Origin of the sequence: Actinomadura gamaensis, assembly GCF_042652125.1 — a bacterium.
Classification (GTDB): domain Bacteria; phylum Actinomycetota; class Actinomycetes; order Streptosporangiales; family Streptosporangiaceae; genus Spirillospora; species Spirillospora gamaensis.
Genome location: NZ_JBHSIT010000002.1, coordinates 76,674 through 90,422 on the forward strand (window position 1 = coordinate 76,674; position 13,749 = coordinate 90,422).

General features: G+C 66.7%; 10 protein-coding genes. 9 read left to right on the forward strand and 1 reads right to left on the reverse strand.

What is annotated here, in order from left to right:
• The first annotated feature begins 19 nt into the window (after positions 1–19).
• From ACFPCY_RS06230 to ACFPCY_RS06255, 6 genes are all read left to right on the forward strand, one after another.
• Positions 20–277: a hypothetical protein gene (locus tag ACFPCY_RS06230; RefSeq protein ID WP_378252647.1), complete on the forward strand. Its 258-nt coding sequence runs from the start codon at positions 20–22 to the stop codon at positions 275–277.
• A 310-nt stretch (positions 278–587) separates the two neighbouring features.
• On the forward strand, positions 588–1,562 hold the full coding sequence (locus ACFPCY_RS06235) for a helix-turn-helix transcriptional regulator (protein WP_378252648.1): 975 nt from the start codon (positions 588–590) through the stop codon (positions 1,560–1,562).
• 26 nt (positions 1,563–1,588) lie between these two features.
• A complete protein-coding gene (locus tag ACFPCY_RS06240) occupies positions 1,589–3,388 on the forward strand; it encodes a S9 family peptidase (protein WP_378252649.1) in 1,800 nt (599 codons plus the stop codon).
• A gap of 64 nt (positions 3,389–3,452) precedes the next feature.
• Positions 3,453–4,688: an MFS transporter gene (locus ACFPCY_RS06245; protein ID WP_378252650.1), complete on the forward strand. Its 1,236-nt coding sequence runs from the start codon at positions 3,453–3,455 to the stop codon at positions 4,686–4,688.
• Positions 4,689–5,347: 659 nt separating this feature from the next.
• On the forward strand, positions 5,348–5,860 hold the full coding sequence (locus tag ACFPCY_RS06250; protein ID WP_378252651.1) for a plasmid mobilization protein: 513 nt from the start codon (positions 5,348–5,350) through the stop codon (positions 5,858–5,860).
• A 22-nt stretch (positions 5,861–5,882) separates the two neighbouring features.
• Positions 5,883–7,664 (forward strand): relaxase/mobilization nuclease domain-containing protein, encoded by a 1,782-nt coding sequence (locus ACFPCY_RS06255; protein ID WP_378252652.1) that lies wholly within the window; start codon positions 5,883–5,885, stop codon positions 7,662–7,664.
• A 2-nt stretch (positions 7,665–7,666) separates the two neighbouring features.
• Here ACFPCY_RS06255 and ACFPCY_RS06260 read toward each other — a convergent pair whose 3' ends face one another.
• Positions 7,667–8,368 (reverse strand): HAD family hydrolase, encoded by a 702-nt coding sequence (locus tag ACFPCY_RS06260; protein ID WP_378252653.1) that lies wholly within the window; start codon positions 8,366–8,368, stop codon positions 7,667–7,669.
• A gap of 721 nt (positions 8,369–9,089) precedes the next feature.
• Between ACFPCY_RS06260 and ACFPCY_RS06265 the strand changes: the two genes are divergently transcribed.
• The 3 genes from ACFPCY_RS06265 to ACFPCY_RS06275 are packed head-to-tail and all read left to right on the forward strand — an operon-like array spanning position 9,090 to position 13,632.
• On the forward strand, positions 9,090–10,394 hold the full coding sequence (locus tag ACFPCY_RS06265) for a helix-turn-helix domain-containing protein (RefSeq protein ID WP_378252654.1): 1,305 nt from the start codon (positions 9,090–9,092) through the stop codon (positions 10,392–10,394).
• A complete protein-coding gene (locus ACFPCY_RS06270) occupies positions 10,391–11,236 on the forward strand; it encodes a toll/interleukin-1 receptor domain-containing protein (RefSeq protein WP_378252655.1) in 846 nt (281 codons plus the stop codon). The genes ACFPCY_RS06265 and ACFPCY_RS06270 overlap by 4 nt, the downstream gene beginning before the upstream one ends.
• On the forward strand, positions 11,233–13,632 hold the full coding sequence (locus tag ACFPCY_RS06275) for a hypothetical protein (protein WP_378252656.1): 2,400 nt from the start codon (positions 11,233–11,235) through the stop codon (positions 13,630–13,632). The genes ACFPCY_RS06270 and ACFPCY_RS06275 overlap by 4 nt, the downstream gene beginning before the upstream one ends.
• Positions 13,633–13,749 lie beyond the last annotated feature (117 nt).

The following is a 13,749-nucleotide window of genomic DNA, read 5'->3' on the forward strand; positions in this document are numbered from 1 at the left end:
CAGTCGGGATAATGCGCCAGTGATCCCGATCTACACCACCGACACCATCCCGATCGCCGCGAGCGCGGGCACCGTCCTGCAAGCCTGGCCCGCCTGGGTCAATGAGGTCGACGACATCGGGAGCGGGCTCGACCAGCTCGCCCAGGACGCGGCCGGTCGCGGCGCCCACGCCATCGTGGGGTTGCGGATCTCCAGTTTTTGGAGCGAATCCCGGGTGAGAGTCAAGCACAGCCTGGTCGGCACAGCCGTGGTGCTGAGCGCTCCTGTATCAACCTAGGTTGACATAAGGTCTGAAACTCCTGGGTGTCGCTGGTCGGTTGCCTCGGTGAAGTCGAATGGCCAGGTCAGCGGCCATGATCAATCCCTCAGGACAGGAAGTGATCTCAGGGTCGCTCTTGGAGTGCCGTGCGGCGAGCAGCGGCCGGGCCTGGTGGTCACTGGCCTTCAGGCGTCGCTGTCGGCGCTGAGTGCGATGCGATCAATTCCTGTCGCTGACGAGAAGCCCTCGGGCGCGCCATCGTGCTGTTACTCTTCGTGTCGTCTTTGTCGCTCGGGGTTAGAGGAGTGATGTGAGGGACAGGCCTGAGGTGGCGGCGCAGTTGCTGGAGGGGATTATCCCGGACGAGCTGTACCGCGCCTACCGGGTGTTGCTGGATGGGCAAGGGTGTTCCTCCGACCAGGCGATGGAGACGCTGGGGACCGCAGATCTCGTCACGGCTCTGCTCGACCGGGGGATGGCGTACCGGGTGCCGGAACCGGGAAAGGCGCCGCAGCTGATCCCGGCGCCGCCGCACCTGGCGCTCCAGGCGGTACTGGCCGAGATGAACCAGCGGCTGACCGACGAGCACGAACGGTTCCTGGCCGGTCATCGGCGGCTGGTCGAATACGTTCCCGCGCCGGCGGCGAGCGGGCAGGACGCGTCCCGCGGACTGATCCAGGTCGTCACCGAACCGGAGGAGATCACGCGGTTGTCGGGCGTTCTCGTGAACGCGGCCAGGCATGACTGGCTGACGCTGGAGAACTACCTGACCGACCGTCCGATCGATGACACCATGATCATCGCGCCGCCGCCGGCCCTGCGGAGCGGCGTGCGGTGTCGCACGATCTACGAGAGCCGGTGGGCCGAACATCCCGTCGTCGCCGAGAACATCGTCGGGGCCGCCGAACTCGGCGAGGAATCCCGCCTGCTCGGCGGGATCGGGATGAAGATGAAACTCGCTGATGCGAGCGTGGCGCTTCTCCCGCTCGGACCTACCGGGATGACGGGCGCGGTCCTCGTCCGCTCACCGGTCATCGTTGCGGCGTTGCGGGAGTACTTCGAGTTGCTGTGGGAGCGGGCGACGCCGATCGGAACGGTTCGGCCGGACAACCCGCTCAGCGAAGACCTGCGCGAGGTGCTGGAGCTGCTGGCCCAGGGTGCTGATGACGACGCCATCGCACGCCGTCTGAAGATCAGCACCACGACGGTCCGGCGGCGATTCACCATGCTCCGCGAGCAGCTGGGAGTCACCTCGCGCTTCGCCGCCGGCGCTGCAGCCGTTCGCCGCGGCTGGATCCAATAGCCGTCCATACCAATCTCAGGAGCGTCATGCCTTCCTTCCAGTATCAGGACTTCGTTCCCGCTCAGCGGTTTCAGCGCACGCTGGCGTTCTCGCCACAAGGTGACCACATCGCATATTCGAGTAACGCCGATGGCCGGTCCGCGCTGTGGACGGTGTCGACCAAAGGAGGGGCCGCGCGCAAGACCGCGCAGATAGCGGGCCGGATCGTCCGACAAGCTGCATGGACGCCCGACGGGACCGGCATCGTCTTCACGGCCGACCACGAAGGCGATGAGCAGTTCGGGCTCTTCCGGATCGGGCTGGAGGATGACGAGCCGACCCCGATCGCGTTGGCTCCGGAATGCCAGCGCCTGCTCGCGTCGAGACCGTTCGACCAGGTGGGACGCCGGCTTCTGTATGCGGCCAATGACCGTGACCCGTCCGTCCAGGACCTGCTGATCCGGGATCTGGCCACGGGGGAGGTGCAGCGTTTCCAGCCGGAGCAGAACGTGATGTTCACTCCGGTAGCGTTCTCTCCGGACTCCCGCTGGCTGTTGATTTCGGGTGAGCGTTCCAACACCGAGGCCGACTCCTATTTGGTCGACCTCCTACGCCCTGATGCCGAACCAGAATGCCTTACTAGGACCCACGGCAACGGCCTGTTCGAACCGCGAAGCTGGGCGCCGGACTCCTCCGGCTTCTACTTGCTGACCGATCTGTGGGGATTCACAGCGGCGGCGTTCTACAGCATCACCGACCACACCCTGAGCCCGGTCGCGCATCACGAATGGGACGTCGAGGAACTCGACGCGGCCAACGGAACGCTCGCCTGGACCGTCAACGAAGCCGGCCGATCGGTCCTGTACGTCCGGCGCGATGGCACGGTCGTCCAGCCGGACGTGCCGTCCGGCGTGATCTCGATGCTGACGCTGTCTCCGGACGGCCGGGCGGCGGCGATGCTGCTGGACACGCCCGCCCATCCTGAAGAGATCGTGGTGGTGGACCTGGACGATGCCGTTCCGTGCCGACTCACCGACGGACGGCCGCCCGCGCTGCACACGGTCACACCCGTCCGACCGGAGTCGATCACCTATCCGGCGTCCGGCGGGCGCGAGGTGCACGGGTTCGTCTACCGTCCGTCCACACCGGGCCCGCATCCAGTGCTCCTGTCGATCCACGGTGGCCCCGAAGGGCAGGAGCGTCCCCGCTATGCGGCGTTCTACCAGCATCTGCTGCATCAGGGGATCGCGGTGTTCGCGCCGAACATCGCCGGCTCGACCGGCTACGGCAGCGCCTACCAGAAGCTGATCTATTGCGACTGGGGCGGCATCGATCTGGACGATCTGGATCGCGCCGTCCAGTATCTGCGCAGCCGTCCCGAGCTCGACGCCGACCGGATCGCGGTCTTCGGCGGCTCGTACGGCGGGTTCGCCGCGCTGTCGTGCCTGGCGCGGCTTCCCCACACTTGGGCCGCCGGCGTGTCGATCTGCGGCCCGAGCAACCTGGTCACCCTCGCGACCGAAGCGCCGCCGACCTGGCGCAACTACATCGACGTCATCCTGGGCAACCCGGAGCGGGACGCCGAACGGCTGCTCGCCAACTCACCGATCACTCATGCCGACGCCATCAAAGCCCCGCTGATGGTGTTGCAGGGCGCCCGCGACCCGCGCGTCCCGCGCGCCGAATCCGACAATCTCGTCGAACGCCTCCGCGACCGCGGCGTCCACGTCGACTACCAGGTCTTCCCCGACGAAGGCCACGGCTTCGCCACCCAGGCCAACGAGGTACGCGCCTACACCGAAGCAGCCACGTTCCTTGTCACTCATCTACGGGGGGATCGAACGTGACGGCGCTTCACCTGTTCTCCGATCCGACCGCTTCCCTCATCACCCAGCTGAGCCGGTACTTCCCATGACCGCACTCCGGGTGCTCACCAATCCCGCTGTCACGCCCTTGCTGGCCGCACGCCTCATCTCGTCGGCGGGGGTCGGTTTCGGGCAGGTCGCGTTCGTCTGGGGGATGAAGACCAACGGCTACAGCGCCGGCGCGATCTCGCTCGTGGCAGCCTGCAAGGCCATTCCCGCCCTGCTCATCCTGGCCGGAGGCGTCCTGGGGGACCGGTTCAAGCGTCACCACGTGCTGGCCGCGGCCGAAGTCACCGCGAGCGTCACCTGGGTGGCCATCGGCGGATGCCTGCTCAACGGCCACACACCGACAGGCCTGCTGTGCGCGCTCGCGCTGGTGTCGGGAACGGCCTATTTCATCTTCCTGCCCACCGTCCGGAGCATCACCGCCGATCTCCTTCCGAGCGACCAGCGGCACTGCGCGAACGCGCTCGTCGGTCAGACCGAGGCCGTCGGTGCGCTCATCGGCCTGACCGTGGCGGGCGTGGTCGTCAGCTCGGTCGGCGCGGTGCCGGCCGCGGTACTGAAGGGCGTGATGTGCCTTGCCAGTGCCGCGCTGCTGCTCCGGCTCAAGATCTCGCGCCGCAGGATCGCGACGCCTGGGCCGCTCACCGAACTCGCGGCCGGATGGAAACACTTCGTCCCGCACCGCTGGATGTGGGCGATGGCGTTGCAGTTCACCACGGCCATCATCGCTACCGCCACCCTCGTTGAGATCATCGGTCCCGTCTTCATGGACGACCACCACCGCGGCGCGAAGACCTGGGGAATCGTCAGCGCCTGCGAGGCTCTGGGCGCAGTCGCAGGGGCGCTTCTGGCCGTCCGCTGGAAGCCACGCCGGCCGATCCCGGTCGCCGTCGTCCTGCTGATGTTCGCGGGTGCACCGCCCCTGGCCATCGGTGCCGGAGCCCCCTCAGCCGTCATAGCAGCAGGCATGTTCGCATCCGGGATCGCCAAAGCGGTGTACATGGTGTTGTGGGTCACCGAACTCCAACGGACCCTTCCGATCGAGACGATCGCACGTGTGAGCGGCTGGAACTTCGTCCCCGCCTACGCGCTTGCGCCCATCGCCCTTCTGCTTGTCGGCCCCCTTGTGACGGCCGACGGCCCGAGCGACGCCGCCCTGGTGATCGTGGCGAGCGTCTTCGCCTCGACTTTCGCGGCGGCCCTCCTACTGCTGGCGACGAGTCGCAGGCCTGGCGGCCGAGAAGCAGGGCAATCCGAGGCGCTCGCGGTGCCCTAGTCACCGCCGCACTCTGAGGGGCCCCTGGGATCGGCGGGGACTACTCTGCGCACCCAGCTCTTGACTCTTCGTCTCATCTGAACGAGTATGGAGCGCAGAGCGTGTTACCCAGCTTCTATGAATGTCATCCATAGTCAGTCTCGCGAGGAAGGAAGTCGATGATCAACCTCAGCGTGATTGTGGAGCCCCTTCATGAGCGAGCCCGGCACTTCGGACGATGAGCACACGTTCCCACCCGCTTCCAACCCCCGCGAGCTGGTTCGAGACCTGACCCACCCTGCGTCGAGCGTGCCGGTCTCACCACGTTGCAGACCGTCTGCGTCCTCCTGGTTAACCGGAACCAAGCCGCGACCAGACCTACCCGACCGCCTGGGCAGATGGGCATGTTCTCGAAGCAGGACGGCTCGGACGGATGGCTGGCCGGCCACCGCGAGGACACGTCGGCCATCTCAGCGAGCCGCGCCATCTCGTCGGCCGACCATGCCAGCCGCACCGGTGCCCGCCGACTTCCTCACCAAGGTCGCGCTGACGCCTAACATCATCGCTTCCGCCGACTCGTCCGACCGTCCCTTGACCGGTACGCCCCGAGCGTCGCAGCAGGCTGCATCCGGGGGCAACGGCGAGCTTGCTCCGCCGCTGCTCGCCGCGCGGAGCAAGAAATGGAAATCCCAGGGATTTCGCTCCCGACCGAGCGCGGCCGGGAGCACGAACCGGATCGGGCGCGATCCGGTATGGAGGTGGCGTTGCCGCAAGAACGACTTCCCCAGCAGGCACCGAAAAGACGACATGGCACCGACCAGAACCGCCGTAGACACCAGTCCCCACGCCGGGACAAAAAGATCACTTTCTCGCTGTCCCGGCAGGAGTACGCGGTCCTCCGGGACGCCGCGCGCCGTTCGCATCTGGCAGTCGGTGCGTTCGTCGCACATGCGGCCTTGGCGGAGGCGACCGGTGCCGGCCGCGCCGACCACGCCGAGCTGCGCGCGCTTCTGGGGGAGTTGATGCAAGCCGGAGGGCAGGTCCGCCGGTTGGGTGTGAACCTCAACCAAGCTGTCGCGGCGCTGCACTCGGGCGAGCTGGCGCAGCAACTCGGTGCCTATGCCCATGCCTGCGCACGGGCGGTGGACAAACTGGATCGGACGGCCGACGAGATCTGTCGGCGCTTGCCGTGACCTTCTGCACCGGGCAGCGGGCATGATCGGCAAAGTGCGCCGCGGCAGTCGGGTGGAAGGGCTCCTGCGGTACCTCTTCGGGCCCGGCAATGATGGTGAGCACCGAGACGCGTACATCGTCACCGGCTTCCGCAGCGTCGATGAGCTCGAACCCCTGCGGCGGCCGGACGAAACCCGAGACCTACGTCGGCTGGATGCGCTGCTCACTCAGCCGATGAAGCTGCTGGGGGAGCGGAACTACCGCAAGCCCGTTTGGCATCTGTCACTACGGGCCGCGCCCGAGGACCCGATCCTGACCGATCAGCAGTGGGCCCGGATCGCGGTCCAGATGATGGACCGAGTCGGACTCGCGCCGGACGGGGATCCGGACGCGGTCCGCTGGATCGCGGTCCGGCACGCCGACGACCACATCCATTTGGTCGCCACGCTGGCGCGCCAAGACGGCGTCCGGCCGGACGTGTGGAACGACGCACGCTTCATCCGCGCCGGCTGCCGCGAGGTGGAGGACGAACTCGGCCTCCGGCGGACCGCACCGGCGGACCGGACCGCGGCCCGGCGCGCCACCCGAGGCGAACAGGAGAAGGCACGCCGCGAAGGACGGGCCGAAGATCCCCGGTCCGCGTTGCGGCGCACCGTGCAGGAGGCGGCGGCCGCCGCCCGGACCGAGTCTGAGTTCTATGACCTGCTGCGCAGGGCGGGCGTGCTGGTTCGCCAGCGACACAGCCAGCACAATCCCGACCAGGTGACCGGCTATGCGGTCGCGTTGCCGGAGTACCGGACGGCCGCCGGACCGGCGGTCTGGTACGGCGGCGGGAAGCTGGCGGCTGACCTGACGCTGCCGAAGCTGCGGGCCCGCTGGACGGAGGCCGGTCCGCCGGTGTCCGGACGCGGTCTGGACGAGCGGACCGTCCGCGCCTACCTCCGGACCGCCGTCCGCCAAGCCGCGGACCAAGCCCGGACGGCTGCCGAGTTCCTCGGCCACCTTGAGGCGGCGGGGATTATGGTCCGGACGCGAGAGAGCGTTCGCAATCCCCAGCAGCTCACCGGGTACGCGGTCGCACTCCCCGATCACCGCGACGCTCAGGGCCGGCCCGCCTGGTACACCAGTGGAAAGCTCGCCGCCGACCTGTCCTGGACGCAACTGGTCCGCGCTTGGCAGCACGAACCCTCGCCCGTGCCTCGAGCACTTGCGCTATCGGCCGACGAACGCCGCGCCGTCTATGAAGACGCTGCCCGGGCGGCGGCGTTCGCCAGCGCCGAGATTCGCCGTCACACCGTCACCCGACCTCACGCTGCTCGCGATGCCTGCTGGGCTACCGCCGACGTGCTTCGCTCCGCTGCCCGCGCCACTGGCAACAACCACCTGCGGAACGCCGCTGACGCCTACGACCGTGCCGCCCGCGCGCCTTTCGGCCGCCCGCCCGCTCCGACTCCGAGCGGCAACCGGCTTCGCGCCATCGCTCGCGTTTTGGCGATCACCCGGTCCGGCGACAGCGTCGCGCTGCAGCTCATCAGCACTCTCGCGCTCGCCCTTCTGGCGCTGGTAGAAGCGATCACCGACCTGCACCGGCTTCAGAATCGTCAGGCTCAAGCAGGCGCCACCCGCGCAGCGTCCGCCCACCTTCACCAGATCAACAGCGAAGAGCACCCCTGGCTCTCCAAGGATCAGCCGATGCCTGAACCTGTCGCGCTGGCCATGGCCGACGTGCCCACGCCCTGGGCCCCGCCGGCCTTCGCTGCCCCTCCGTCTGCGCCCCTAGCCAGCCGGCCCAAGAAGGACCAGCAACCCAGGCACGTCCTCTGACCTCATGCGAGCCCTGCGAGCAGCCGATCCAGATCGCAGAGATCGGTCAGGACGGACTCGGCCCCTGCGGAGCGAAGTTCGGCGGCGCTGCTCTTGCCCGAAGCGACGGCCACCACTCGCGCGCCGCCCTGGTGAGCAGTGGTGATGTCGCTGGGCGTATTGCCGATCAGGATCGTTGTCGTCGCGTCGAACACCGTCTTGTAGCGGGTTGCCGCGCGCTGCTGGGCGATGGCCACCAGCCGAGGCCGGACGGCGTCGTCGGACCCGTACGCCCCGGCCTCGAAGTCCAAGTGCTCGTCGTCGAAAGCAGCGAGCTTGGTCTCGGCCACCGCCCGGATGTTGCCGGTCAGCACTGACTGCACCAAGCCCGATTCTTCCGCCAGCGCAGCCAGCGCTTCCGCCGCGCCCGGCAGCGCGCGCCCGCGCCGCTGCATCTCCTGAACCCGGTCCCGGTAGCCCTTGGCCAAATGCTCGGAGAAGGCGTCGAACAGCTCTTCCGTGACGTCCACGCCATGCAATTCGGCGGTCTCCCGGAAGATGTCGGGCTCGGTGCGTCCGCTCACCTCGGCCATCTGCTCCATCGACCGTCCCACCGCCTGAGCGAAGGCATCGGCGAACACCTCGCGGCCGACGCCGCCGGTCTCGATCAGGGCGTGGTCGACGTCCCAGAGGACCAGGCGGACGGGCGTTGGCGGATTTGCCATGTCGGTGGCCCCTTCGGCGGCTTAGAGCAGGTTCGCGCCAAGGGCCCGGACGACCCGGTTGCCGGGATCCCGTTCGGCGGGGTGCAACCCCCGAAGCCGTTCACGCGCCGCCGGTAGAACACACCGGGAAGTACGGTCAAGATCAAGAGCGTCACCTGCTGCACAGACGTCGGTACCACCGGTGACTCCCTCCCCCTCGGCGTTTCTGGCAGGCACCTCTCGACGGTCCTCAATGGGACACCTCGGCATGGGACGACTCACTCGTGGTGAAAGTTCGGCGGAACGGCTTTTCGGTCGGTGGCCGGATCCAGCCACGGTTGGTCTTGTGCCCTCACTGCCCGCGGCGAACTCTGCGCTTGGGGATGGCCTGGGTGCGGTGCTGGTCGTTACCTCGTGCGAGGTCTTCGGAATTGCGGACGCTCGTGCCGAAGATCCATCAGGAGAAGAGCGCACGTCGCCAGCAGGTGATCAATTTTCCGACTGCCCAGTATCTGGTTCGGAGAGTTTGATCGTACATCGGTGATTCGGAGGAGGAAGCTTACCGGCGTAGAGTCGAGGCCCGGGCAGCATGATATTGGACTCGCAGAAGGACTCGCTATCGAGCGTCAGTACGAGACAGTTGTGATCGTCATGCCAGTGGGCAACGGGAAACACCTTGTCCCGGAAGACTCGACTGTTGCAGGCTGGAACGTGGCTGTCGGGTAGGGCGGAGGGAGGGGGCATGCTTCAGCAGCCGAACGACTTCGGTGAAGAACTGCGGAAGCGGCGGCTCGCTGCGGGGATGAGCCTGGGCGAGCTGAGTGCACGGGTGAATTACAGCAAGGCGCATCTGAGTAAGGTTGAGCGGGGGATCAAAAAAGCTTGCTGGTATTTGGCGCGCCTATGTGACGCAGCCTTGGAGGCGGACGGAGAGCTCGCAGTGCTGGTTCCTCAATCGTCCGCTGAGACCAGTACCTCGAAATCCTCTGAGATAACTGGTGACGTATGGATCCTGCGGTTGTCTGCGGATGGTGAGAGTTCGTTCACAGCCATTGATCGGCGGCAGGCGCTGGCGGCCGGGGCGGCGGCTGTTGCGGGGCTGCGAATTGGGCTGAGGCCGTCTGCGCACGGCTTGGAGGACACTTCGATGATCGAAGGTTCTCGGGTGCTGTTCGACCACTTCCGGCAGACGGCCCAGTCGGTCGAGCCGGGACTGGTTCTGCCGCCGGTGATCGCCCAGTCCCACATACTCGGTCAGCTCGCGGCGCGAGCCGGAACGGGTGCCCGGCCCGCGCTGCTTCGGCTCAGTTCCCGCTACGCCGAGTACATCGGCTGGCTGGTCCAGGAGACCGGGAACGAGGACGGTGCGCTTTGGTGGACGAGTCGGGCGGTCAGACTCGCGGCGGCTGGGGGCGATGACGATCTCGCCGCGTACGCTCGCGTCCGGCACGCTCTGATCACTCTCTATCGCGGGCATGCGCGGCAGACTGTCCAGTTGGCCGAGCATGCCCGGACGAGCCGTGCGGCTCCTCGGATCCGAGGCCTGGCCGCGCAGAGGAAGGCGCAGGGCCACGCTCTTGCCGGCGAATACGACGCCTGCATGCGGGCTTTGGACCAGGCTCGTCCGCTACTCGCTGAGCCGAGCGAGGATCCCCGCGAGCCGGTCATCGGCTCCACCAACCTGGCTGACCCGGTCGAGATGATCACTGGCTGGTGCCTGTACGACCTGGGGCGCCCTCAAGCCGCAGCCGAAGTGATCGGTACCCAGCTTGTGCGGACGCCGAAGCGGGCCGTGCGCACCCGGGTCCGTTACGGCATCCGCCAGGCGCTGGCCCTTGCTGCTGCAGGAGAGATCGAGCAGGCCTGCGCCGTGACGGCGGGCCTACTACCGGACGCCATAAGGGTCGGCGCTTCGACCGTTGTCGGCGACCTGGACCGGCTGGACGGCACACTACGGCGTCATCCGACGAACTCTGCGGTCCGTCAGCTGGCCCCTGACCTGGCCCGGACGGTACGCGGCCTGGGCGAGGGAGGAAGGCCAGTATGAACGAAGTATTCATCAACTACCGGACTGGTGATGGAGACGAGGCAGCCGCATTCCTGGAGAATGCGCTGTCACACCGCTTCGGCAGCGAGGCGATCTTTCGCGCGGCCAAGTCCATACCGCCCGGCAAGGCTTTCGACACGGAGCTGCTTACGGCAGTGCGGGCCGCCTCGGTGCTACTAGCGATCATCGGCCCGGGCTGGGCCACGGATGAGCGGCTTCGTGATCCGGGCGACTGGGTGCGACGGGAGATCCTCGAGGCGCGGGCTGCGCGCATTCCGGTGATTCCGGTGCTGAAGGGACGTACGTCCGGCCGCCTCCGCGCCGACGACCTCCCGGCAGAGCTGGCCTATCTCGCCGGCATCCAGTCGCTCCGTCTCGACATGCGTGACAACGGCGCCGACGTCCAGCGGATCGGTGATGTGCTGGCCACGCTCGTGCCGAGACTCAGGACAGGAAACCGCCAGATGACTGACAACAACCACTTCAACGCCGGCTACGGCTCCAACGTCGGTGGACAGTTCGGGCGCTTCGAAGGCAACATCGGCCAGCTCGGCGGCACGATCAGCAACGTCACCCACGCCGACTCCAACGACCTGCTGGCCCTGTTGGACGACCTGCTCACGGCGCTGGACAAGGCTCATGCAGAGGGGAACCTGGACCCGGTGGCGTACGGAGCCGCGCGGGCCGAGGTCGAGACTGCCGAAGTCGAGCTGGGCGGTAACAAGGACGGGCGAGGCCGAGTACTGACGGCAATGCAGAAAGTGCTCGATCTCGTCAACGGGGTCGCTGCGCTGGTCGCGAAGGCCGACGCGATCATCGCAGCGGTGACGGGTCGGCGATGAATCATTTCGAAACGCATTCAGGTGCCCGGGTCGGCGGGCAGTTCGGTCACTTTCAGGGTCGCATCGACCAGCTCGCCTCGGTCATCAACAATTATGAGTACAACTCGTCGAAGGCCGGCACGCCTGAAGAGCGGTTCAGCCAGGCAGTCGCCATGCTACAGGGCAACATTCCCCGCCGGGCCGAACGCATCATTCGTGAACTCGTCCACGAAGGCTTTCCGCTCACCAGCCGAGTCGCCTACTACTGGGTCCTCGCGATGCTCAGCGGGCGTACTCTCGCTGAGCTGGCCGAGGAGGACTTCGAGGTCTTGCAGGGTGTCAGCAAGGTGCCTGCCAAGTCAGCCGACCGCCTGTGGCAACGCCCTCTGACAGTCGTGCAGACCCTGCTTCAGCTCGTGTACCGCCAAGGCTATGACGGCAGCCTCGGCAAGGCGGAGCTGGAAGCGGCCGGCGGCGCGCTCGCATCTCTCGACGAAGCCCGGCGCGGGGAGATCGTGCGGCACCTGGCCATGCTCACGAGCGGAGCAATCCAGGACTACCTGGACAGTGTGCGTCAAACCGAGATCCGAACCCGGCGGATGAGCAGCGACCGTGCCAGACGGGCTTGGAAGTTCTTCGAGCCGCTCCCAGAAGCGCCCCGCCCCCGCACCCTCGACCACTACAGCTGGCATCCCGTCAAGATCGGCATTGCGGTCACTGGCGTGACGATGGCAGCGCTCGGCCTGCTCCTGTCGATTCTGGCCCAGGTCAACGGGAGTGACGCGATCGCCATCATCGACCCGCTCTTACTTCTGACGGGAACGGCATTGACCGCGCTCTTTTTGCCAAGGTGGCTGGCGGCGCGGGCTCGGCTCGCCGCGGCCGACTTCCGAAACGGGTTCGGCAAGCCGGTCGGCCGCTACGCCCCGCCGCCCCTCCTCCGGCCCGCTATCGTCGGATGGGAGGACGCTTTCGGCCGGGTGAACATGCCGAATCTGCTGGCGCAGTCCGAGCGCCGACACCGATTCGACCAGTACATGCCTGAAGGCGTGAAAGCTGCGTTCATGACATACGCCCCGGGGACGGACCAGCCGCGGCTCCTGGCGCAATGGTATAGAGACACCGAACATCAGGTTCGGGCAGTCATCCAGGAAATGTTCGATCTGTACGGCGGCCTGCCGCCGGTCGAGCCCGCGGCGATCCAGTGGCTCATCCGCTGGCGCGTACGAGGAATTCGGGACGCCTGGAACCGCGGCGCGCTCTTCGCATATAGGCGAACTATGCGGCCGCGACCCGAAACGGTCCTCGGCGCGGTCGGTGGATTGATCCTGTTGGCGTGCGGCGGGCTGACGGCCGCGATCGGCATCGGCTCGAATCCACTCCTCGGCTTCCTCGCCTGCGCGCTCCTTGGCGGCGGCGCTGCGATGGTTTATGCCAGTGAGCTCGATAAGTACCTTGTCTGGCGTGAACGCAACGGATGGGACAGACATGACGACTATCAGCGCTTGACGGCCGAAAATATCGCGTTCCATCAATGGAAGAGTTGGCTTGCCGACCGGCCCAACGATCGGGAGATCGCCGAGTGGCTGGAGTGCGACAAGATGTATCTGGCGGGTCTGGCTCTCCGCAACTACGGCCTCGTATACCGCGACCTGGTCGTACCACCGGTGATCTTGACCGAGCGCGACCCCGCCCGGGGCGCCCGTCGGGCCAGGGTCGTTGGCGGACCACCGCGCTACTCACGTCTCGTGGTAACGCTATTCCTCCTCACCGGCGCAGGCGTAAGAGTCGCGATGTATGACCTCGACTTCTACACGGGTACCGCCAGCGACCCACGGCGTATGAGTTTTAGCTACGGCGCGATCGCTTCAGCGCGTGTTCACGAGAAATCCACCAATCTGGACGCCGGTATCAGTCCCGCGCAAGGTGCACATCCGTACGTGCACTCACCCCCCGGAGCGCGGTGGAAAACTCCGGGCTTCGCTCGACCCACGCAACACGGGATGCCGAACTCGCCTTCCCCGCCAGGATCGGACGACGTCGGACGCCTGGTCGTTGAGGAGTCGTTCTCCGTCACACTTGTGAATAGTCAACAGGTCAGCATCGGGGTCGAAAACTTCGACGATGGCTTCATTGACCGACTGCAAGAAGATGAGCGGACGATCTACGACCTGGCCCTCGACCCCTCCGGGATCCGGTCCGCCTGCCGAATCCTCGAAGCCGTCGCAGTCGAAGGAAAGGACTGGATCAGCGCGGAACAAGCCCGCAACCGCCGCCGCGTTCACGACTTCCTTGGCAAACCAGAACACCCTCTCCGCCTGGACAGGAACAACGCATCCGAACTGGACACGTCCGGCTTGCCCGAGCTCGACGGCGGAGCTGAACAAGACCAGACGCCAGACGAGCAGGCGAACTGACCATGACGTAATCGACAGGTTCGAGCACCGCCATGCCGAGGACCACGCCGATCTGCCAGGCGGTGTTGCTTATGAGCCCTCCACGTCATGGCAGGCCAAGGAACCGTCGTCGCGGCA